22 protein-coding genes, 1 tRNA gene and 2 pseudogenes are annotated in these 22,812 nt (G+C 44.4%); 18 read left to right on the forward strand and 7 right to left on the reverse strand.

Features of this window, described 5'->3' with window-relative positions; genetic code table 11:
* Nucleotides 1–27: 27 nt before the first annotated feature.
* Both JG770_RS04655 and spoVB read right to left on the reverse strand, forming a co-directional pair.
* Nucleotides 28–104: transfer RNA gene (locus JG770_RS04655), tRNA-Pro, on the reverse strand.
* Nucleotides 105–411: 307 nt separating this feature from the next.
* Complete coding sequence (spoVB, locus tag JG770_RS04660) at nt 412–1,980, reverse strand: stage V sporulation protein B (RefSeq protein WP_291955847.1); 1,569 nt, start codon at nt 1,978–1,980, stop codon at nt 412–414.
* Between the two features lie 156 nt (nt 1,981–2,136).
* Here spoVB and hydE point away from each other — a divergent pair, with 156 nt between their 5' ends.
* The 7 genes from hydE (at nt 2,137) to radA (ending at nt 9,806) form a co-directional block, all read left to right on the forward strand.
* Nucleotides 2,137–3,168 carry a [FeFe] hydrogenase H-cluster radical SAM maturase HydE gene (hydE, locus tag JG770_RS04665; protein ID WP_291955850.1) on the forward strand — a complete coding sequence of 344 codons (1,032 nt, stop codon included), beginning with the start codon at nt 2,137–2,139 and terminating at the stop codon, nt 3,166–3,168.
* Nucleotides 3,161–3,772 carry a class I SAM-dependent methyltransferase gene (locus tag JG770_RS04670; protein WP_291955852.1) on the forward strand — a complete coding sequence of 204 codons (612 nt, stop codon included), beginning with the start codon at nt 3,161–3,163 and terminating at the stop codon, nt 3,770–3,772. Before hydE ends, JG770_RS04670 begins: the two co-directional genes overlap by 8 nt.
* A gap of 157 nt (nt 3,773–3,929) precedes the next feature.
* Nucleotides 3,930–4,391 carry a CtsR family transcriptional regulator gene (locus JG770_RS04675; protein ID WP_291955856.1) on the forward strand — a complete coding sequence of 154 codons (462 nt, stop codon included), beginning with the start codon at nt 3,930–3,932 and terminating at the stop codon, nt 4,389–4,391.
* A gap of 18 nt (nt 4,392–4,409) precedes the next feature.
* The gene (locus JG770_RS04680) at nt 4,410–4,946 is read left to right on the forward strand and encodes a UvrB/UvrC motif-containing protein (protein WP_291955859.1); all 537 of its coding nucleotides are present in this window, start codon (nt 4,410–4,412) and stop codon (nt 4,944–4,946) included.
* A gap of 22 nt (nt 4,947–4,968) precedes the next feature.
* Nucleotides 4,969–5,997, forward strand: coding sequence for a protein arginine kinase (locus tag JG770_RS04685; RefSeq protein ID WP_291955861.1), 1,029 nt, complete (start codon nt 4,969–4,971; stop codon nt 5,995–5,997).
* Nucleotides 5,998–6,002: 5 nt separating this feature from the next.
* Entirely contained in the window at nt 6,003–8,450 is a 2,448-nt protein-coding gene (locus JG770_RS04690) for an ATP-dependent Clp protease ATP-binding subunit (RefSeq protein ID WP_291955864.1), read from the forward strand.
* 3 nt (nt 8,451–8,453) lie between these two features.
* Nucleotides 8,454–9,806 carry a DNA repair protein RadA gene (gene radA, locus JG770_RS04695; RefSeq protein ID WP_291955866.1) on the forward strand — a complete coding sequence of 451 codons (1,353 nt, stop codon included), beginning with the start codon at nt 8,454–8,456 and terminating at the stop codon, nt 9,804–9,806.
* A 3-nt stretch (nt 9,807–9,809) separates the two neighbouring features.
* Here radA and JG770_RS04700 read toward each other — a convergent pair whose 3' ends face one another.
* The 4 genes from JG770_RS04700 to JG770_RS04715 form a co-directional block, all read right to left on the reverse strand.
* Entirely contained in the window at nt 9,810–10,205 is a 396-nt protein-coding gene (locus tag JG770_RS04700; RefSeq protein ID WP_041644262.1) for a hypothetical protein, read from the reverse strand.
* A gap of 102 nt (nt 10,206–10,307) precedes the next feature.
* A complete protein-coding gene (locus JG770_RS04705; RefSeq protein ID WP_291955869.1) occupies nt 10,308–10,886 on the reverse strand; it encodes a nitroreductase family protein in 579 nt (192 codons plus the stop codon).
* Between the two features lie 13 nt (nt 10,887–10,899).
* Nucleotides 10,900–12,546 carry an NAD+ synthase gene (locus JG770_RS04710; protein WP_291955872.1) on the reverse strand — a complete coding sequence of 549 codons (1,647 nt, stop codon included), beginning with the start codon at nt 12,544–12,546 and terminating at the stop codon, nt 10,900–10,902.
* Between the two features lie 67 nt (nt 12,547–12,613).
* Nucleotides 12,614–13,750 (reverse strand): aldo/keto reductase, encoded by a 1,137-nt coding sequence (locus JG770_RS04715; RefSeq protein WP_291955875.1) that lies wholly within the window; start codon nt 13,748–13,750, stop codon nt 12,614–12,616.
* A 783-nt stretch (nt 13,751–14,533) separates the two neighbouring features.
* Between JG770_RS04715 and JG770_RS04720 the strand changes: the two genes are divergently transcribed.
* The 9 genes from JG770_RS04720 to JG770_RS04760 all read left to right on the forward strand — a co-directional run bounded on the left by JG770_RS04720 (nt 14,534) and on the right by JG770_RS04760 (nt 20,523).
* The gene (locus JG770_RS04720; protein WP_291955878.1) at nt 14,534–14,908 is read left to right on the forward strand and encodes an ATP-binding cassette domain-containing protein; all 375 of its coding nucleotides are present in this window, start codon (nt 14,534–14,536) and stop codon (nt 14,906–14,908) included.
* 205 nt (nt 14,909–15,113) lie between these two features.
* Nucleotides 15,114–15,296, forward strand: a complete 183-nt coding sequence (locus JG770_RS04725) for a helix-turn-helix domain-containing protein (protein WP_291955881.1) — start codon at nt 15,114–15,116, stop codon at nt 15,294–15,296.
* Nucleotides 15,286–15,984, forward strand: a complete 699-nt coding sequence (locus JG770_RS04730) for a response regulator transcription factor (protein WP_291955882.1) — start codon at nt 15,286–15,288, stop codon at nt 15,982–15,984. Before JG770_RS04725 ends, JG770_RS04730 begins: the two co-directional genes overlap by 11 nt.
* 3 nt (nt 15,985–15,987) lie before the next feature.
* Nucleotides 15,988–16,911, forward strand: a complete 924-nt coding sequence (locus JG770_RS04735) for a HAMP domain-containing sensor histidine kinase (RefSeq protein ID WP_291955885.1) — start codon at nt 15,988–15,990, stop codon at nt 16,909–16,911.
* A complete protein-coding gene (locus JG770_RS04740) occupies nt 16,868–17,794 on the forward strand; it encodes an ABC transporter permease (protein WP_291955887.1) in 927 nt (308 codons plus the stop codon). The genes JG770_RS04735 and JG770_RS04740 overlap by 44 nt, the downstream gene beginning before the upstream one ends.
* A 13-nt stretch (nt 17,795–17,807) precedes the next feature.
* Nucleotides 17,808–18,116 (forward strand): hypothetical protein, encoded by a 309-nt coding sequence (locus JG770_RS04745; RefSeq protein ID WP_291955890.1) that lies wholly within the window; start codon nt 17,808–17,810, stop codon nt 18,114–18,116.
* Between the two features lie 14 nt (nt 18,117–18,130).
* On the forward strand, nt 18,131–19,054 hold the full coding sequence (locus tag JG770_RS04750; protein ID WP_291955892.1) for an ABC transporter ATP-binding protein: 924 nt from the start codon (nt 18,131–18,133) through the stop codon (nt 19,052–19,054).
* Nucleotides 19,047–19,778, forward strand: coding sequence for an ABC transporter permease (locus JG770_RS04755; protein WP_291955895.1), 732 nt, complete (start codon nt 19,047–19,049; stop codon nt 19,776–19,778). Before JG770_RS04750 ends, JG770_RS04755 begins: the two co-directional genes overlap by 8 nt.
* A 10-nt stretch (nt 19,779–19,788) precedes the next feature.
* On the forward strand, nt 19,789–20,523 hold the full coding sequence (locus JG770_RS04760; RefSeq protein ID WP_291955898.1) for an ABC transporter permease: 735 nt from the start codon (nt 19,789–19,791) through the stop codon (nt 20,521–20,523).
* Nucleotides 20,524–20,819: 296 nt separating this feature from the next.
* Here JG770_RS04760 and JG770_RS10645 read toward each other — a convergent pair.
* A pseudogene (locus JG770_RS10645) lies at nt 20,820–21,485 on the reverse strand (transposase); the annotation flags it as partial.
* 622 nt (nt 21,486–22,107) lie between these two features.
* Here JG770_RS10645 and JG770_RS04775 point away from each other — a divergent pair.
* Nucleotides 22,108–22,443, forward strand: a pseudogene (locus JG770_RS04775) (transposase).
* Between the two features lie 21 nt (nt 22,444–22,464).
* A partial coding sequence (locus tag JG770_RS04780) for a transposase (protein WP_363320920.1) occupies nt 22,465–22,812 on the forward strand: 348 nt, incomplete at its 3' end.

Raw genomic sequence — 22,812 nt, forward strand, 5'->3', positions numbered from 1 at the left:
GGATTTCGTATTCCTCGAGCTTTTCTATGGTCTGGGTGAGAGGATTTGAACCTCCGGCCTCTTGAACCCCATTCAAGCGCGCTACCAAGCTGCGCCACACCCAGATTGGTTTCAACGTTTATTATTATACCGCGCCGAAGGATTTTTTGCAAGATGCGGACTGATTTTTTTGATCTTGCTTTTTGTAACTCTACGCGCTACCGCCTAATATAAGAAGGCAACTTCACTTATTTATCTACCGAATCGCCTTATATCGAGCTGGGCATGTACGCTACTGCGAGAGGACGGTAGCTAATGGCCGCCTCCTACTCGACTGCAGTAGTAGCTCAGATCCTACAAGTTCTTCTGATGTGTCAATATAAGCTAGGATTATGGGAATACTTAAATCATAATTCGCAAAAAAGGCCTGCTTTATTGTTTCAAATGTGTAAATCGCTTGATCTCCTCTATGCTGAGTACCCCCATGCGTATGTTTAAGAGCAGATATATGCCCAGGCCGATGAGCAAGGCGATGCCCAGGGATACCAATGCCGGCGTGCCCAGATTATCCATGGCTCTGTAGATAAAAGATGAACATATGCCCATGACGACGAAAGAAACTGACGGTTTGACCAACCAATTCGATATGTCGAAGGGCATTGAGGTAAATCTGCGCAACGCTTGGTAATTTAATGCTGTATTGAGAATGACTGTACCTATAAAGCCCATGATGTAGCCATTTATCTTAATTGATGGAATGGCTACTAATATATATGTGCATGCTATACGCAACAGTGAGCATAAAACCGAATTGGCTACTGTTATATTCTGTTTGCCGAGGCCATTCAATATGCTTGCCAGTATGCCTTCTACATAAATAAACAGGCATAAAGGGGAGGTGTATAAGAGAAATTGCCCTACTTCCTGCGAATTATAGAGTGCATGGCCTATCTGATAAGGCATGAACATAAAGGCTGAAGCTGCGGCGAAGGATACTATCATAGCGAGCTTTATGCTTTCGGAGGCCCTATAATTGATCATGGCTTTTTTGCCGAGCGACTGCGCTTCGGTAATGGCGGGCAATAACGTCATGCTAAGCGACATGGTTATGGTGGATGGGAACATCAAAAGCGGCATGGCCATGCCTGTGAGATGTCCGAACGTCTCAAGCGATTTCTCCACCGTATATCCTGCTACCTGTAGACGCTGCGGTATTAATACCGAGTCCATGCTTTGCAACAGTGTCGTTAATGTCCGCCCGACTGAAATAGGCAAGGCTATGGATATTATTGATTTGCCTATATGAAATGAACTTTCGTTCGCTCCGGTGTTATTGGTGAATTGATGGTTCTTTTTATACCGATGCAGAGTTTTGCCGTAAAAATGCATGAGCGTTATAAAACCGGCCACATCGCCTATTACCATGCCGAGAACCGATATGCTTGAGGCATATTCTATACTTATGCCTATAGCGTATCTTATGAGGCTCAATACCAGGGCCATGCGGACAAGTTGTTCCACTATCTGCCCGATCGCTTGTGGCACTATATTTTGTATGCCTTGGAAGAAGCCGCGTATAACGCCCGAATTCGCCGTTATGAATAATGCCGGTATGTAGACCATCATGGGATAGTAAACCCCGGGGCTGTGCAGTATATTCACGGCAATGGGTTCGGCATATATGAATAATACGGCTGATATTGCTATACCGGCTGTTACAGCTATAATAGAACTTACCAGCACTATCTTGGGTAGCATTTTATAATTACCCTTGGCCTTTTGTTCAGATATCATACGGGATACGCCTATAGGTATGCCCGAGGCTAAAAATGAGGCGGCTATAAAGTATACCGGCAGAGCCAACTGAAATAAGCCCATACCTTGAGCACCTATTATGTTAGACAAAATAATCCTGTATATAAATCCCAGTATGCGCGTGGCAAAACCGGCTACGGTTAATATGGCGGCGTTGCGTACAAAAGAGGATTCGTTCTGTTCCATATACACCTCATCCTTTATATGCTGCTAACAATATATTAATTAAAATGTGGAAATAGAATCCGATGTAAAACCATAAGGTATTGAATAAGCGATGCAAATCATGTTAAAATTATATCAGGCAATGCTGAGGCATGAAGGAGGATTTTTGTTAATCATATGATTGATATATTGGACAAAGCCATGCGAACCCACGATTTGACTAGAGATGAAATAGTGAGATTGCTTTCCATAGATGATGACGCGCAGAAAGAGTTGCTCTTCAAAGCCGCCGACGAGACAAGACGACAATATCTTGGTACAGATGTGCATCTGCGCGGCCTTATAGAATTTTCTAATTATTGTACGAATGATTGCATGTACTGCGGCATAAGGCGCGGGAATAAGGCTCTTGAGAGGTATCGCATCGAGCCCGATGGGGTCGTGGAGGTGGCCGCGCAAGCCTATCAGCTAGGCTATCGCACTATAGTTCTTCAATCGGGCGAGGACAGCTACTACACATGCGACGTTATGTGCCATATCATCCGCGGCATAAAAGAGGTGGCTGATGTTGCTATAACGCTCAGCATAGGTGAAAGAAGCTATGATGATTACAGGCGCATGAAGGAGGCTGGAGCGGACAGATACCTGATGCGCTTTGAAACGTCGAACAGGGGGCTTTATAAAAAGCTGCATCCGCGTATGGACTTCGATAACAGGATACAATGCTTAAGAGATATAAAATCATTAGGGTATGAATTGGGCTCGGGATTTCTTGTTGGATTGCCCGGGCAAACCGTGGAGGATATAGCCGATGATATATTGCTGCTCGAGGAATTAGGTGCGGACATGGTGGGCATAGGTCCATTTATACCGCATCCGGATACGCCGCTGCGAAATTGCAATAGCGGTTGCCTTGATATGGTGCTGAAGGCGGTGGCCGTGTTGCGTCTTGTCATGCCGGATATAAATATACCGGCCACCACGGCGGTAGGGACATCCGATCCTTTTGGCAGGCAAAAGGCGTTGAAAGCAGGAGCTAATGTCATAATGCCCAATGTGACGCCTCTGGAATATCGGCAGCTTTACCAGCTTTATCCCGGTAAAATATGTATCGGCGAGAACCCGCAGGACTGCCGCATATGCGTGGAAGGGCTTATACGTTCTGTCGGCAGAACTGTTGGAACAGGTTACGGAGGGCACAATGGCTGAGCATTATTATTCTGAAAATCCGGTTTCCGGACATGATATGAAACGCATAAAATTCGCTTTTAAGGGATACGCCCTCGAGTTTATAACCGATGCCGGCGTTTTTTCCAAAGGAAAGGTCGATACCGGTTCCGGTGTTTTATTGAATGCTCTGCCTGACCGTTTATCCGGCAAGGTGCTCGATATGGGCTGCGGTTATGGGGCCATAGGTATTTCCATTGCTAAAGCCTATCCGGACGTCGAGGTTGTCATGGCAGACATAAACAGCAGAGCTGTAGAGCTGGCGCAGGAAAATATAAAGCTGAATGGTGTAGATAATGCTATTGCTTATCAGAGCGATGGTTTTGCTCAAGTAGATGGTCTGTTTGACATCATCGTATCTAATCCACCTATAAGGGCGGGTAAAAGCGTCGTATATGCAATATTTGAGCAATGCGCGATGCACTTAAAAAGCGGTGGAGAATTTTATGCCGTGATCCAAAGGAAGCAGGGCGCTGAGTCGGCCATGGCTAAATTGGCCGAAATTTACGGTAATTGTGAAAAGGTTGCGAGAGAGGGCGGTTATTGGGTGCTGCGCTGTGTCAACGGTTATGACAACCGAAGTTAGCTAAGGTTTGAAGAGATATAAAGCGATTCAGAGAGCTTGAGCGAGAATATTAAATATAATCGGGTATAATAAGCGAAAATAACCATTGCATTTTTAAAATAAAGAATTATACTATAAATAAAGGTCAAAGAAAGTCAAGGTCAAAAGAGGTGAAACGATGCTCCGGTTAAGCGATGTAATAGAGGCCTTTATAAAGGATATGTTAAATACCAGCCAGGATGGGGTGCTGGAATTACAGCGCAATGAACTGGCCGCTCGTTTTAGGTGTGCACCATCGCAGATAAATTACGTTTTATCTACGCGCTTTACCATCGAAAGAGGATATTATATAGAAAGCAGACGCGGTGGCGGTGGGTGTATAAAGATAATGCGCATGAATGTTGAAAAGGACGATTATATATTGTATCTTTTGCTCAATGCCGTCGGAGATTCTTTGTCCCAGACCTGCGCCGATAATATAATCGAGCAGTTAAGCGAGAATGGAGATATAAGTGATAGGATAGCTGCATTGATGAGATCGGCCGTAAGCGATAAAGCTATAGATGCCCATCCAGCTGACAGGGATAAAATCAGAGCCGGCATTATGAAAAGTATGTTGGTGGCTTTGTTATCATCTTAATAAAAAGAGGTGTTTTGTATGAATTGTGATTATTGTAAGAGCAAACCGGCTACCGTACATTTGACGAAGGTCATCAATGGTCAGAAGACCGAATTGCATCTGTGCGAGGACTGCGCCAAACAAAGCGGGGAAATTAACTGGTTCAATACATTTTCGTTAAATGATATATTCCAACCGTTTTCAGTGAATGACCTCCTGTCAAGTTTCTTGGAAGGGGTCAACGGGAATAATGGAAACATGGGGTATAATACAAATGTTTCAGCTAAGTGTGATACCTGCGGCATGACATATGATCGATTTAAGCAAACCGGTATGTTAGGCTGCCGCCATTGCTACGAGGCTTTTGGAGATGAATTAACGCCTCTCATAAGGCGTATACATGGTAACGTGAAACATATCGGCAAGGTACCGCGCAAGGCGGGTAGCGAATTGCGGGTGCGCAGGGAGATAGAACGTTTAAAAGAACAACTTGATAGAGCGGTCAAAGAAGAGGCTTTCGAAAAAGCCGCCGAATTGAGAGATAAGATAAGGGAAATGGAAGGAAAATTAAATTAAAACCAGGATACGGGGTGAGATAATGGATAATTGGATAAGCGCTAACGGGCCGGATAGTGATATAATAATAAGCAGCAGGGTAAGATTGGCTCGAAATCTGGACAATGTGCCGTTTCCCACTATGATGGATGATAAGCAGGCTGAAAGGGTGGTCGGTGATGTCGGCAAAGCGATTCTCGACAGCCGCAGTGCGCTGGCCGGGCATTTCAAGCTGGTACGCATCAAGGATGTGCAGCAGTTGGATAGGCAGATGCTGGTCGAGGAATATCTGTCCAGTCCGGATCTTATAAAGAACGATAAAAGCGGAGCGCTGCTTATAAACGACGATAATACCGTAAGCATAATGATAAACGAAGAAGACCATGTGCGCATACAATGCCTCGCAGCCGGATTACAATTAAGAGAGGCATGGGAATTGGCCGATAAGGTTGATGATCTGATGGAGGAGAGCTTATCATATGCTTATGACGAACAATTGGGTTACCTTACCACATGTCCTACCAATGTGGGTACAGGCATGAGGGCATCGCTCATGATGCATCTGCCGGCATTGGCGATGACAAACAATATACGCGAGGTGCTTCATGCCGTCGGGCGCGTGGGTATAACGGTCAGAGGCATATACGGCGAGGGCAGCGAGGTTAAAGGCGATATTTATCAAATATCCAATCAGATTTCTCTCGGTCAGAGCGAAGATGATATTGTGAACAACATTATAGCTGTAGCCCGCCAGATAATCGATAAGGAGCGGAGAGCCCGCCAGATGCTTATGGATAATGCCGGGCTGCAGCTCGAGGATAGGGTATACAGGTCGCTTGGCATATTTACCAATGCACGCATGCTTAATACGGAGGAGGCATTGGAACTGATATCCAATCTGCGTCTTGGCGTGTCATTGGGTATATTGAAGGATATGGACTTAAAGGTGCTTAATCAACTGCTTTTTATGATACAACCGGCTCATGTGCAAAAGCATAAAGGCAGGGAATTGCAGCCGACGGAGAGGGATATAATAAGAGCCGAACTGATACACGAAAAGATAAGGAGGTAGCGATTATGGCATTTTTTGGACGTTTCACTGAGAAAGCTCAGAAAGCGCTTATATATGCGCAAGAGGAGGCAAGGGCATTAGGGCATAATTATGTGGGCACCGAGCATATGTTGCTGGGCCTATTGAGGGAAGAGGACGGCATAGCCGCCAAGGTTCTGAAGAACATGGGCGCTGATATAGAGAATGTGCGCCAGGAAGTAGTAAATTTAGTTGGAAAAGGCAACTTTAATTTTAATGAAGGATTCGGTTATACGCCCAGGACCAAGCGCGTCATGGAGCTGAGCTTTTATGAGGCGCGCAACCTCGGACATAATTATATAGGCACAGAGCATTTACTGTTGGGGTTGTTGAGAGAAGGCGAAGGCGTAGCGGCAAGGGTGTTGATGGATCTTGGGATAGATCTGCAGCGTGCACGCGATGAGGTGATAAAAATGTTAAAAGAAGAAGGCGGAACCCCTCAAAAGGGGCAGCAGAAGAATACCAATACGCCGAACCTTGACCAATTTGGCAGAGATTTAACCGAATTGGCCAGAGAAGGCAAGCTGGATCCTGTTATTGGCAGAGAGAAGGAAATAGAGAGGGTTATACAGATATTGAGCCGCCGTACCAAGAATAACCCGTGTCTGATAGGAGAACCCGGCGTAGGCAAGACTGCCATAGCCGAGGGGTTGGCACAGCAGATAGCCGAAGGCAATGTGCCGGAGCTGCTGAAGGATAAACGCGTAGTAGCGTTGGACCTGCCGGCTATGGTGGCTGGAACCAAGTACCGCGGCGAGTTCGAAGAGCGCCTTAAGAATGTGCTCAACGAGGTTAAAAAGGCCGGCAATATAATACTGTTCATAGATGAACTGCATACTGTCATAGGAGCAGGCGCGGCCGAGGGGGCTATAGATGCGTCGAATATATTGAAACCTGCTTTAGCCAGAGGCGAGATGCAGGCCATAGGCGCCACTACTTTGGACGAATACAGGAAGCATGTCGAGGGAGATCCGGCTCTAGAGCGCCGATTCCAGCCTGTTGTAGTAGGAGAGCCATCTAGGGATGATGCGTTGTTGATATTAAAAGGCTTGCGCGACAAGTACGAGGCCTATCACCGTGTCAGGATAACCGATGAGGCACTGGAGGCGGCTGTAGACCTGTCTATGCGCTATATTACAGACAGATATCTGCCGGATAAAGCCATCGATCTTATAGATGAAGCGGCTGCGCGCGTCAAATTGAGGACAGTGACGCCGCCCGACGACATAAAGGAATTAGAGGATAAGCTGGAGGATATACGCAAAGAGAAGGAAGAGGCCGTAGCCAATCAGGATTATGAGAAAGCTGCTAAACTGCGCGACGATGAACAAAAACTCAAAGAAGAAATAGAAAAACTTAAAGAAAATTGGAGCAGCAGTGCGAATACGACAGCTGCCGTAGTGACCGCCGAGGATATAGCTCAGATAGTATCGAGTTGGAGCGGCGTACCGGTCAAACAGCTTACCGAGGCTGAAAGCGAACGCTTGCTTAACCTGGAGAAAATATTGCACCAACGCGTTATAGGTCAGGATGAGGCCGTAGAGGCGGTAGCCAAGGCTATCAGGCGCGCCAGGGCAGGATTGAAGGATCCGAAACGCCCTATAGGTTCGTTTATATTCCTCGGGCCGACCGGAGTCGGCAAGACCGAACTGGCTCGGGCATTAGCAGAAGCTATGTTCGGAGACGAGAATGCCATGGTGCGCATAGATATGTCCGAGTATATGGAGAAGTACAGTGTATCGCGCCTTATAGGTTCGCCTCCAGGGTATGTAGGCTACGAAGAAGGCGGCCAATTGACAGAGCATGTAAGAAGAAAGCCTTATACGGTTGTACTGTTCGATGAGATAGAAAAAGCGCATCCCGATGTATTCAATATACTACTGCAAATACTGGAGGACGGGCGTTTGACCGATGGCAAAGGCCGCACGGTTGATTTCCGCAATACCGTCATAATAATGACGTCCAACGCGGGAGCTCATCTTATAACAAAACAAAAGTCGCTGGGATTTTCAAGCGGACAAGACGAATCCAAGACGGAGTATGATAAGATAAAGGACAACGTCATGGAAGAATTGCGCCGGACGTTCAGGCCGGAGTTCTTGAACCGTGTCGATGAGATCATAGTATTCCATCCGTTGGATGAAGAAAATCTGAAGGCTATAGTTGACCTCATGCTCAAGGATGTCGGCAAGAGGTTGGCCGAGAAAAACATATATATGGATGTTACTCCGGCTGCTCGTGATTATCTGGCCAAAGAGGGATTTGATCCGATATATGGCGCCAGACCGTTGCGCAGGGCTATACAGCGTATGGTAGAGGATAATTTATCCGAGGAATTGCTCAAAGGTGCTATAGCACCCGGCGATTCGGTCATAGCCGATGTGGAGAACGGACACCTGGTATTTAAGAAGAAACAAGTAACCGTAGGGGTATAGAACATGCCCAAGGCTAAAAGCAATTATGTCTGCCAAGCCTGTGGGTATGTATCGCCTAAATGGATGGGTAAATGCCCGGGCTGCGGCCAATGGAACACCATGGTGGAAGAAATATATACAGCGCCGCAGCCTGTCAGGGGCATTTCGGATGAGAAACCGTTGGCGCTGAATAGCATAGCGATAGTCGATGATGAGCGTTATACCAGCGGCATAAAGGAATTGGACCGCGTGCTGGGCGGGGGTATCGTCAAAGCGTCGCTGGTGTTGGTGGGAGGAGATCCGGGCATAGGCAAATCCACATTGCTCATGCAGATGGCCGGCTATGCGGCAGCCTCCGGGCTGAAGGTGCTTTATGTGTCGGGAGAGGAGTCGCCGCAGCAGATAAAGCTGCGGTCGCTTCGCCTCGGCATAACCGATCCGGAGCTTCTCATATATGCGCAGACCGATCTTGATATAATAGAGCAGCAGGCACACAGTATAATGCCCGATATAATGATTGTGGATTCTATACAGACCGTATACGATCCGGAACTTTCATCGGCGCCGGGCAGCGTAAGCCAGGTGCGCGAGGCCACCGCAAGGCTTATGCGGCTGGCTAAAGGGACTGGTATCACTGTTTTCATAGTAGGGCATGTGACCAAAGAAGGTTCTATAGCCGGTCCCAGGGTACTCGAGCATATGGTTGATACAGTGCTGTATTTTGAAGGGGAGAGGCATCAGGCTTACAGGGTGTTGAGAGCTGTTAAAAACAGATTCGGTTCCACCAACGAAATAGGGGTCTTTGAAATGCATGATGCCGGCTTACGCGAGGTATCCAATCCATCTGAAGTGATGCTCTCGGATCATCAACAGGATGCCACCGGTTCGGCGGTGGTGTGCAGCATGGAAGGTACGAGGCCGGTGTTGGTCGAGATTCAGGCCTTGATCAGCCCGACGGCGTTCGGCATGCCTCGTCGCATGGCTACAGGTATCGATTATAATCGCGTGGTCATGCTGATGGCGGTGCTGGAGAAACGCGCAGGTCTGATGCTGCAGAATCAGGATGCATATGTGAATGTGGCCGGGGGTTTGAAATTGGATGAACCGGCGGCCGATCTGGGCATAATAATGGCCATTGCATCCAGTTTCCGAGAGAAACCGGTCAACGGCCTTATGGTATTTATAGGTGAGGTAGGACTAACCGGCGAAATAAGGGCGGTCAGCCGCCTGGATCAGCGATTGAATGAATGCGCACGCATGGGATTCACGCATTGCATGGTACCTGCTGCCAACAGCAAGGACCTTCGCAAGTACGGTAATCTGTCCGTCATACCCGTGCGCACTGTGTATGAGGCTCTGGATATGGGGCTGCTTTGATAATCATTTCATATTGAAATAGCCCAACGTATCCAGCTCTTCTTTCTCCTTTATCAGGATGTCATACATATTGAGCCCCAATGTATTGCATATATTAGCCAGGTAAAAGATATTGTTGCCCATCTCTTTTTCTATTATATCGCGGCAGTCGTCGCATAAATGGCCTTTAAGGTGGGTATCCATCAATTCCGCTAATTCTGACAACGTTGCATCAGGGGGTATATTCTGCTTTTTGGCGTCGATCTCTATGCATCCGCATGTGGTGACGGCTTTAACAATGGCGCGGTTGACGCGGGCGGTAGATTCCTGATACTTAGACAATAAATCCAGAATACTTTTATGGCGTACCAATAATTCCCCTACAGCATCCTGAAAATCTTCAACAAGCAAATCTTTTATAGCCATACACTTATCGTCTCCTATTTTTGATACTCTTATTATAGGCAATATGGCTAAATACGTCAATAGCAAAAAATGAGAAATCTACAATTCGCATCCAAACTATATCTTGTTCCAAAAGGTTATATTTTCTAACTTGCGTTTAGGTACGTGCAATACGCCATTTTCGTCTTTATAGTACTTTATATCATCGCCTTGAGCATCTTCCAGTACGGGCTGTTCGGCACGGTAACCCATAGCTACGGCATCGGTTATCACATATTTATCCGGGATGGTGAACAAGGCCTTTATTTTATCCCTATCTATAGAACCCTGTATGCAACATCCTATACCTTCTTCCCATGCCGTTAATATAAGATTTTCCAAGGCCAAACCTATATCCACGGCATAACCGTCCTCGCGTATCTCTTTATCGGCCAATACGATTATATATACAACTGGTTTTTCATTGGGAGATGGGGTTCCTTTACCTTCCAGATAATTGGCCCATGATGTGGTTCGAAACACCGCATCGACCAGTGCGGGTTCATCTATCACGAGATATTTCAACGGCTGCATATTAGAGGCCGACGGGGCCACGCGGGCAGCGTTGATCAGCTTATGCAGCGTATCCCGTGATATGGGCTTTTGCTGGAATTTCCTTATCGTTCGCCTCTGCAAAATGATATCATATACTGACATTTGGTATTCCTCCTTATATTATGGATCCCGTCCAACGTTGAGCTATAGGCATGCGACGACCTATGCCGAAGGCTTTAGTGGTAACCTTAAGGCCTGGCGCAGCTTGGCGCCGCTTGAATTCGGCTCGATCCACTTTATGGATTATATCCTTAACGAGATCGGGTTCATAGCCCATAGCTACTATTTGGGCAAAGGATTTATTTTCTTCTATATATGCGCGCAATATCGGGTCCAGTATACCGTATGGCGGCAACGAATCCTCGTCTTTTTGGCCGGGGCGCAGCTCTGCCGAAGGTGCTTTGGTTATGGTGCTCTCAGGTATAATCTCACATCTCCTGTTTATGTATCGGGCAAGCTCATATACCATTGTCTTGGGCACATCGGATATAGGAGCTAAAGCGCCGCACATATCGCCATATAAGGTGCAATAGCCCACTGCCAGTTCGGATTTATTGCCGGTGGTTAAAGCCATGCGGTTTTCGCGGTTGGCTATAAACATCACGAAGTTACCGCGTATACGTGCCTGTATATTTTCTTCCGCCAGATCACCTTTCGGAGAAGAATCGCCGTTGAATGTTCTCAAGCATGCGTCAAAGACATCTTCTATAGGATATGTTCTAAATTCGATATCGAGATTCTTAGCCAATATGTAAGCATCGTCGCGGCTGCCGACCGAAGAATAGCGCGATGGCATGGACAGACCCAGCACATTTTGTTTGCCCAAAGCATCTACCGCCAGAGCGCATACCACCGCCGAATCTATACCGCCGCTCAATGCGACGACGGTCTTCTCGCATCCGGTTTTGTGGAAATAATCGCGTATGCCAAGCACAAGGGCATCATGTATCCATGCTATATCCTCATTGAGGTCATAACTTGAACATGTACCCCGTATCAGTTCTTGACTGTCTATCGTTATTATATCCTCATCGAAAACCTTAGCCTGCAGAGCGTTATTGCCTAAAGCGTCTATGCAGAAACTGCCGCCGTCAAAGATCAATTCATCATTTGCCCCTATCTGATTTGCATATATTATAGGGGTGTGATACTTTTTGGCAATACTCTTTATCATATCAGACCGCAGCGCGAATTTGCCGTAGTGGTAAGGGGAAGCCGATATGTTTATAAATATATCCGGTTGCTGTAATGCCAGCTCGGCTATAACATCTATGGGGTAGCGAGGGCGATCCCAAAAATCCTTGTCATTCCATATGTCCTCGCATATACTGACGCCGAGCTTTATATCACCGAACTGCATGCACTGCCGAGTGTCAGCCGGTATAAAATATCTTGTTTCATCAAACACATCATAAGTGGGAAGCAAGCTTTTACTCTGCCGGTTTATTATCTTGCCGTTATAGGCCAACAAGGCCGAATTGTACAGCATACCTGATATGTTGTCATGTATAACGGTGCCGAACAATATACCTATATTGTGAGAAACCGGCAAGAGCAATCGCTCGGTCAGATCGTTCAAGGCTTCTATAAAATCCGGATTGAGCAGCAGGTCTTTTGGCGGATAACCTATGGTTGCCATTTCCGGAAAAACCACAAGTTCAGCACCTGCTGCTCGACTTTTGTCTATCATGCCGATCATCTTATTTATATTGCCCTTTATGTCACCTATTGTAGGATTTAACTGGGCTATAGCTATTTTCATTTATCGCGGCTTGTAGAAGCCGTCCTCCCTTCATGCCATAAACTATATAGATTATAGCATGAAGATGTCATCTTTCAAAGTATTCTTTTACTTCGGCCATTCTGTCGGTTATTTCTATACCCTGAGGGCAGACACCTTCACAGGTACCGCACGCTTCGCAAGCACTGGCCCGGTTGGCCTCGTTCATGTTCATATAGGCCTTCTGGAAACGCTCAAAATCATTGTATATATGGGCGTTATTATATAATTCAAAGTTTCCGGGTATATTCACGCCTGACGGGCAAGGCATGCAATAGTAACAACCGGTGCATGGAATGGGCGACAATTTTCTATAGGTTTCTTTGGCTTTAGTCAATATATCTAATTCTTCCTGAGTGAGAGTGTTTACGCCCGAACGGTTAGCGCTCTCTATATTCTGCTTTACCTGTTCCATGTTCGACATGCCGCTCAATACAACGGATACCTCGGGTTGATTCCATACCCACTGCAAGGCCCAGTCAGCCAGAGAACGCTTTGTGGGTGCGCTGTTTAAGATATCTATTATCTGTGGAGGCAGGTTGTTGACCAAACGTCCGCCTCTAATAGGCTCCATTACCACCACGCCTAATCCTTTGGATGCAGCATACTGGAGACCTTTTTTACCGGCCTGAAAATCTTCATCTATATAATTATACTGTATCTGGCAAAATGTCCAGCGCTCATACGCATTTATAATTTCTTCAAAAAGATCGTAGTTATCGTGGAAAGAGAACCCCATATATCTTATTTTACCCTCGGCATGCACCTTGTCCAGCCAACCGAATACATCGACCTTGTTTATCTGTCTCCAGTGATCCTGGCTCAGGGAATGCAGAAGGTAAAAGTCTATATGATCGGTATCCAGCCTGGTTAACTGTTCATTTAAGAGCCTGTCCATATCCTCATAAGTATGCACCAGCCATACGGGCAGCTTTGTGGCCAACATAACTTTGTCGCGATAACCGTCTTTTAAGGCTTTCCCGACTACTACCTCGCTATTGCCTCCATGATAGCCATAGGCTGTGTCCACATAATTTACGCCGTTATCGATAGCATACCTTATCATTTCTATAGCCAGAGGCTCGTCTATCTTATTGTGATCGTCGCCTATTATAGGCAGGCGCATGCAGCCGAAGCCCAGCGCAGATGGTTTCCATTCCAGTCCGTCCATGGTTCTGTATTGCATAAATATGTACCTCCTCATAATTTTCTTGAGTACGCAATAGATTATAACATGATTATTTATGGATGTAAATATGTATATATCAGAATATAAAATTCCGGTCGATAATGCAATTTCCATAGACAAAAAATGCCTGTATCGCTATTGCCTATAAGTTTCATTCTAGCACCTACTAGATGTGAAGCATGAAAATAAGAGAGGCAATAAATAGAAGCTAGGGAGCGTCGAAAATTGAAGAGCTAGCATCAAAGCTAAGGGCCAAACAGAAGCAAATATATGGCTTTCGGAAGGGAGTGAAGTATCTGCTGTAAATTTTCATGCTTTATCCCTACAATGGAAAATAATATATTGACGAAACATGCAACTTTAAGTATAATATTTACAACTTGCTTACGTACTGATATTATATGGATGCTACACGATTATAAACTGGACCGCTTTATGCACAAAGGATTGGTTATTCCATGGCTTTAATATGTATTTTATTCTAAGGTGCTTGGGCTATATACAAAAAAACAGAAATGAGGTTTTGAGAGTCAATATAAAAATATAAATAAGAGGAGAAATCTATGAAAACAACAAGACGTCCATTGGTTTTAATTATGCTGATAATAATAACAACTCTTTTTTCAGCTTGTGGGGATACAGCAACTGTTGACTTTATAAGTACGGTACCCAATACTTTTATAAATTGCGAAAGCCAAAGTACACCATCGGTTAACATGGAACTTTTTTCCAAGGGAAAAATTAATCAAATTTATTAAAGAAATAAAAAATGCTGCTAAATTGGCTTGTTTTGATGAAGAAATCGGGAAAATGCCTCTGAGATATGATACGGTTATTGGTGAGAATGGCCGTAATATATCTGGAGGGCAACGGCAAAGATTAGCAATTGCACGTGCTTTTATTAATTTACCTAAAATAGTAGTTTTCGACGAAGGTACAAACCAATTGGATGCAATAACGGAGAGTAAAATATATGATAACATGAAGTCAAGGCAGATCACACAAATAATAATTACCCACAGACTTCCAGCCATTAAAGATGCCAATATGATTTTTTTAATGGAAAATGGTGAAATAATCAAAGCTGGTACATATATACAATTGGCAAATACAGACACAGACTATAGCAGTCTGCTAAAAGCTAATAATAAATAATGCAACATCTTGTATCATGCTGACGAGCCCATTACGTAAATTCACCATACGTACGAAACCACCAATTGTATGGCTATCAAACCACACGTGCAGAAACTCACATCTGGAATTAATCGCATATACTACTTAGGTTATGCCTTCTCTATAAGTAGCCTTGTATATTTCGGACAAAAGAAATATAATAAGAGCATTGGAGGGAATGATTATGGATTATATAACAACGAAAGAAGCTGCCGCTAAATGGGGCGTTACCGATAGAACGGTACTTTATCATTGTACCTCCGGCCGGATTGACGGTGCCGCAAAAATGGGGAATACATGGCTGATTCCTAAAGATGCCGCCAAACCGGCAGACAGGAGATACGGGAGGAAAAAACATGCCAAATAGAGTTTTAATCATAGATGATGATACGGAACTTTGTGCATTGATGAAAAAATGTGTCACACAGGAAGGATTGGAAGCTGATATTGCTTATACGGGCAGGACGGGGCTGGCAAAAATCACAGAACAAAACGATGAGTACTGCCTTGTGATTTTGGATGTTATGCTGCCCGGTATGAACGGTTTTCAGGCGTTATCCGAAATACGAAAAAGCAGTACGATTCCCGTACTTATGCTGACTGCCAAGGGAGATGAGATAGATAAGGTGACGGGCCTGCGACTGGGCGCGGATGATTATTTGACAAAGCCTTTCAGCATTAACGAGCTGATGGCGCGCGTGGAGTCCCTGATCCGTCGATACACAACATTTAATCAGGCTACGCCGATGGATATTATCAACCTCAAGAATATGGTGATTGATAAGGAAACCCGGACTGTCTGCATCAATGGAGAATTGGTTGACCTGACAGGCAAGGAATTTGATTTGCTGGCGTTTCTGGCTTCTAACAAAGGACGCGTATTTACGAAAAAACAGATTTATACGCAGGTTTGGAAGGACGAATATGCCTTTGACGATAATAACATTATGTCCTTTATCAGCAAGCTGCGGAAAAAGATTGAGCCGGATGCGGAACACCCCTTTTATATTCTGACCGTGCACGGCGTCGGCTATCGCTTTAATAAGGAGGCGTAGCGAATGGACTGGACGCTTATTTTCTTTTTTTCCACTCTCTTATGTATCTGTGTGATTGTCTATCTTGCAACAAGACTCTGCCGTGTCAGGGAACAGCTTTCTATTATCAATGACGCACTGGAAGATATAAAAAAAGGGAACCTCAACCGCCGTATCCTTGCAAGAAAAAACGATCTGACAAAGATGATTTGTTACAACATCAATGAAATCGCTGCGGGCGATCAGGCACAGCTTGTCAGGCTGAAACAATCGGAGCAAGCCTATAAACGTCTTATGACAAGCCTTTCTCATGATGTTAAAACGCCTTTGACCTCTTTAGTCGGTTACTTGGAGGCCATACAGGGAAAAATCGTAATGGGAGAGGAAAAAGAGGAATATATCAACATAGCTCTAGACAAGGCCTATCACCTGAAAGACTTTATAGAATCCCTGTTTGAGTGGGTGAAGTTGGATGCCGGAGAGCAGATATTCCAATTTGAAATCTGTGATTTGAACGAGCTTTCCCGCTATATTTTGGCAGACTGGATACCCACGCTGGAGGACAAACAGTTTACTTACGAAATAGACATTCCTGATGCGGAATACAGCATACGTTTAGACCGCAACGCATATACACGCATACTCAATAATCTGCTTCAAAATGCCCTTTTGCATAGCGGAGGCAATAAAGTATCCGTCCACATTTCAGAGGATGAAAAACAAGCAACTATCATTGTAGCGGACAACGGCAAAGGGGTACCCGAAAAGGATTTGTTCCATATTTTTGAACGGCTGTATCAGGGGGACGAATCCCGTGGGGGCATTGGAAACGGTCTTGGGCTATCTATTGTTCAGGAACTTGTCGCCGTACACGGCGGCACGATTAAAGCGGAAAGCCCGCCGTATGGCGGCACAACATTTAGCATATCACTTCCGAAAGCTCTGTAACGATACAGGGCTTTTCTCTTTTAAAACAAGAAATAAGCAAGAATTCGCCAAGGTTTCGGCAAGGTTTCCGTGTTATACTGAAAAGTGGAAAGGAGAAAAAGCTATGTGGACAATTATCCAGACGGAAATATTAAAACTGAAACGCAAAAAAATGATGCTGGGCACCTTTATTTTGACAACGCTGCTTGCAGTTATAGCAGTTGAACGGGCCTGCAGCATTTCCAGAAGCAGTAGCTATATGGACAGCTTCGGAGATTTATATACGATGGCTTTCAAAAACCTTGCAACGGTTTTTCTTCCTATTGTACTGGGCATGTTTGCAACCTCATTATTCTTTGATGAGTATAAAAATAACACATTGAAAGAATTGCTGATTATTCCTGTTTCCAAAGGACAGCTCTATCTTTCTAAAATTATCACGATGTTTTTGCTATCCCTGGGGCTGTGCTTATATACCTATATACTTACCGTATTGGGCGGATTTATAGCTGGAGGTTTTCCAGATCTGAATATGCAAACTATCCGGCAGGCGTTCGTTTTATTTGCGGAGGGCGGCGTCCTTGTTCCCCTTGCTGTGTTGCCCATCGTTTTTCTGGCCGTCTTGGGGAAAAGCTATCTCCTGCCGATTGGGGCAACCCTGCTGTATCTGCTCCCTGTCATCATTCTACCCGCCCCCCTCATGGGGATTCACCCTCTGGCAAGCGCATTATGTGTTTACAGCTTTTCCTCCCCGATGGCAGCGGATATGGTGTACAGCTTGTCACAAGTGGTAGAGGGGACATCAGCCATTTCCGAATATGGAGTATGCCTGATCAACATGGTAATCGTCGGTATAGTATCCAGCGTGCTTTCAGTCATCGCACTCAAAAAGCAAAACCTTTGAACGGAAGGAAATTATGGAGAAGTTTATTTTATTGTTGCTGTTTGTACTAATGATGTTTTCTTTATCCGCTTGCCAAAAAGCGGTTGAGCCATCGGATGCGCCCGATGAAGATGCCATTATTCAGGCCATTCATGATGCCTGGGACGATACTGTAACAAAGGCCGGAGGACGGCGAACCGGAAGTGTCCTGCTATTGCCCGGAGCATACGGTGCAAATGCGGATAGAGTTTGTAATTCCCTGTGGGAAAGAAGATTTAAGGTATTTATCAATTATGACAGCAATGGGAATTTATACAATTACACTATCTGGAAAAACAGTTAGGAGAGGAAATTAAAATGGATAATTTGATAATTGAGACTCGGCAGTTGACGAAAGTGTATGGGGAGCAAACAGCCATAAATAAAGTAAACCTTCATGTACAGAAGGGCCGCATTTACGGGTTGCTTGGCCGGAATGGAGCGGGTAAAACCACAATTATGAAATTGATTTTAGGGCTTACTTCTGTTACCTCTGGAGAAGTCTATGTTTTCGGTCAAAACATTAAAGGCAACGAAAAACGTATTTATCCCCGCATTGGGGCGATTATCGAAACGCCAGGCTTTTACCCTAATCTGACGGGAACGGAAAACCTTGAAATCTTTGCGAAATTGCGGGGAATTTCAAAACCGAACGCCGTTAAGGAGGCCCTTGAAGTTGTGGGTTTGCCCTATAATGACAAAAAAGTTTTCAGTAAATATTCCCTTGGTATGAAACAACGCCTTGGAATTGCTAACGCCATTCTGCATGACCCTGAGCTTCTCATGCTGGACGAACCCACAAATGGCCTTGACCCTATCGGTATTGCCGAAGTCAGGAATTTTATCCGGGACTTATGCGTAGAACGGGGGAAGACGATTCTGCTTTCTAGTCATATTCTTTCGGAAATCTCTTTGCTGGCCGATGACATCGGGATTATTCATAACGGCGTTTTACTGGAAGAAAACAGCTTGGCCGAGCTTCAAAAGAAAAACAGCAAGTATATCCTGCTGCAAGTTTCCGATACGGCAAAGGCCACTTTGGTGCTGGAACGCATGTTCCATGTGAAAGAATACTCGGTACAGGATGACCATACACTGCGGCTTTACGACACAGACCTTGATATGGCTGAAATCAACAAAACGCTTATAATGGAGGGCATTTCTGTAACCAGCTCACAGCTTTGCAATGATACGCTGGAGGATTATTTCAGAAAAGTCACAGGGGGAGAAGGCATTGCTTAATCTTGTTCAGACGGAGTTCCTAAAGCTCCGGCGCAGAAAATTTGTCTGGCTGATGCTCCTTGCTGCATTGCTTATGCCTCTTGTTGCCATATTCTATTTTGGTGCGTTAAGTACGATAGAAATCATGCCCATGCAGTTTTACAAATGGACGGCCCTTTCCTATACGCCTTGGATTATCCTTCCCTTTGTGCTGGGAATGCTCTGTACTATGCTGATGTACGACGAAAACCAAAATGATATGTTAAAAGAGCTATGGATTATTCCTGTCAGCAAAATGGGGTACTTTTTCAGTAAATTTATGATTGTACTGGTTTATTCCCTCTGCTTCATGCTTCTTACAGCAGTTAGCTCCATTCTGGCCGGGGTTTTACCGGGGATGATTGTATTTACAAACGATAGCGTTTCTTTTCTTCTTATTAAATGCTTGGAAGTCGGGGTTTTAACGCCTTTTGCCATGTTACCCGTGCTTGCCGTAGCTGCTTCACAGAAAGGATATATCCTGCCAGTATGCGTGACCATCGTTTATACGTTCCTTGGCTTTATTCTGCTCATGGTGAATATGTACATTCATCCTCTTTCAAGCACGACAGCCATTATCATGCGGAATATTCCGGGAGTTGTTATGGAAGAACCGGTACATTTGGGCAAAGCCTTCTTATGTATCGGCATATGGGGAATAGCCTCAACGATTTGGGCGAGGATTGCCCTGAGCAAAGGAAAGTAGGTAGATTGAAATGAGAACATTATTATGGGCGGAAAGATTAAAGCTGAAACGCTCAAAGATTCTATGGATTGCTGTATTTTCCGCTATCATGGTTACATTTATCGTATTTATGCAGGGACAGTTTCAATATTACGGCCATCGTTACATAGACAAAGCTACATGGTATATGACCGCGACACAATCCTTGGGGAGCCTGTATGTATTCCCCGCAATTATTGCCCTTATGGGAAGCTACATGATTTGCAGAGAGGATCAGGACGATACCATGAAATCCCTTGTCCTTGTTCCCGTCAGTATTTCTAATTTAATACGGGCAAAGCTGATTATCACGTCGATTTTTTCTGTTGTGCTGTATACTTTCCTGTTTGTGGTTACATTGACTGTGGAAGCGGCACTTCATATCTCTTTGCTTGATTTTGGTATGGTGCTTGGCTTTGCAAAAATATATCTCTTGGAAGGGATTTGTCTGTTTGTCGCTGTATCGCCTGTTATAGCCGTTGTGTATGGGCTAAAAAAGGGATATTGGCTTGCGCTGATATTCGCTGAAATGTATTCGTTCCTCGGCCTATTTATCGGGCAAAGTACAATGCGTTTTATCTATCCCATTACCGCGGCCTTTTGTGTGGCAGGCTATTATGAAACAACGACTGTACAGTTTGTTATCAGTCTGTGCAGTTTGTTAGCCTGCGGGGGTTTATCGCTGCTGCTCTTACATGGACTGAATAGAAAACGTGATATTTATTAAGTATGTCACAAGATATAAATTATGTATAGAGCTTTTCCAATCGAGCTATTTGCGCTGTACATATTTTTCGTTTGGAGCCAGACAGTGCATTAGCCTTGTCGTTCGATAAAATTTGTTTTTTTACCTTATCATGCTCATATTATAGCTTTCTCGCTGCCTTAAATTGTATTTGACACTATGTTTTTGTCCATTACCACCTTAAAAATGGGCAGATTTCACCTCCTCCCAATGGTTCGCTTCTTTGCCCATGGGATAATTCTGCAGATTCTCTTCTGTTTGTGGATTATATACGCTTATTATGCGCTCTTAACCAAACTCCTCATATCATTCATCCGGCCTTCTTTTATCCTGCCAACGGCCATCGTTAGAATCACGCATAGTGTTAATCCACATCTTATCTCCATCTTCTTCTTACCACGTATGTAGTGATGCTCAAACCCGAATGATACATCTAACCTGCTGTTTACTCGTTCTACAGCCGTCCGTTTGTCATATTCTCTTTCCCATTTGTAGCTCGAACGGTCAATGGGTGTAAATATCCTGCGATCTTCTTTTAAGGGTATCCTTATGCCCCGCTTTATACAACATTCTTCCATATGTTTGCATTCAAGCCCATAGCATTTTGCAGGACAAAGTTTTTTAAGCGTGTTCCTGTTTTTTTCAAAGCCGCCGTTTACCATCTCCCTCCGCTCACTTGTTTTCATACAGTAACAATATACGCTGTCTTTGTAGTCGTATACCACGTTCTCAAAATCTTTTAGCTGTCGTGTCTCTTCTTTATCCTTCTACATATTCCGTATGTCTATTACCGGCTTGATATTATATTCATTCCACAGCTTTTCTATCAGTTTGCTGTCATCATAACCTTTATCGGCTTCTAAAACTTCACATTTGTCTATTACTGTCTCATGATGTTTTTCATCAAGCATTTCTATGAGCTTATGCCCTCCTTTAATATCAGATGAGTACTTTCGAAAACTCCGAAAGCGCTTAAAATCTATGTTAAAGGCTCGACTGTTTATGTCTTACCTCCAACGTTCACCATATATATCCATTTTTATTTCCAGTTAATTATTACCTGCGACTGATTTCTGCATTTGTCTATACACTTTGTTTAAAAAATTTTCTTTGCACTTTTACCTAGCATATCCCATTTATGGATGCATTCTATCTTGACTTTTTCGAAACCGCCCTATAATCGAAATGGATGGTATTATTTACTATTATTTCGATTCCGGGAGGTTTTATTATGTTGCGTAACTGGCAGTTTCATATGGATTATCAACAGTATATTTTGTCAACTTTGCCTGACTTCTTTAATGTTGAGAGAGACAGGGTGCTTAGGTTAGAAGGTTCAATCTCTAAATTATACCTTCTTAACTTGAATAGTGTGCACCCCGTCATAGAGAAACTTTATTCTAAGGAAACACTGATTTAATGGCGTTTGTCTTATAAAAGTGGTAAAATATAAGTAAGAAATAACAAGGAGAAAAAATGCGATGAAGCAGCAGACATTTTCAGATATAGAATATGCGAAAAGGAAAACGCGGTCGTCCACCGATGGGCATAGAAAAAATGCTGCGGATGTATCTACTGCAAATATGGTTTAATCTATCAGATTAGGGTGTCGAGGATGCCATCTATGACAGCTATGCCATGCGTAAGTTCATGGGTATAGATTTCATGACAGAGCAAGTGCCTGATGCCATTACGCTGCTTAACTTCCGGCACCTGATCGAGGAAAGCAGACTTGGCAAGGCTTTTTTTGATGCAATTAATCGCTGCCTCGAGGATTGCGGTCACATAATGAAAGGTGGCACCGTTGTTGACGCAACGATTATCAACGCACCATCTTCGACAAAGAACGTTTCAAAAAGCCGTAATCCCGAGATGTGCCAGACCAAGAAGGGTAATCAGTAGTATTTCGGCATGAAATGTCACATGGGAGTGGATGCGGGCACTGGCTATATTCACAGCATTACAGCAACAGCCGCAAACGTTCATGATGTGACAGAAGCAGCAAATCTCATCAGGCCAGACGACGAAGTGGTATATGGCGATGCCGGATATTTTGGGAATGACGAGCGTCCGGAAATCATTGAAGACGAACACAAGTCAAAAATCGATTACCGTATTAACCAACGATCTGGGAAAACAAAAGGATTAGCGGAAGGCCCTGGCCGCGCCTGGTTTTGTTATATTGAGCATCAGAAATTTTCAGTACGAGCTAAGGTTGAGCATCCATTTCATATTATCAAGAATACATTTGGTTTTAACAAGGTCTGCTAC

Origin of the sequence: Mahella sp., assembly GCF_020054945.1 — a bacterium.
GTDB lineage: Bacteria > Bacillota > Clostridia > Mahellales > Mahellaceae > Mahella.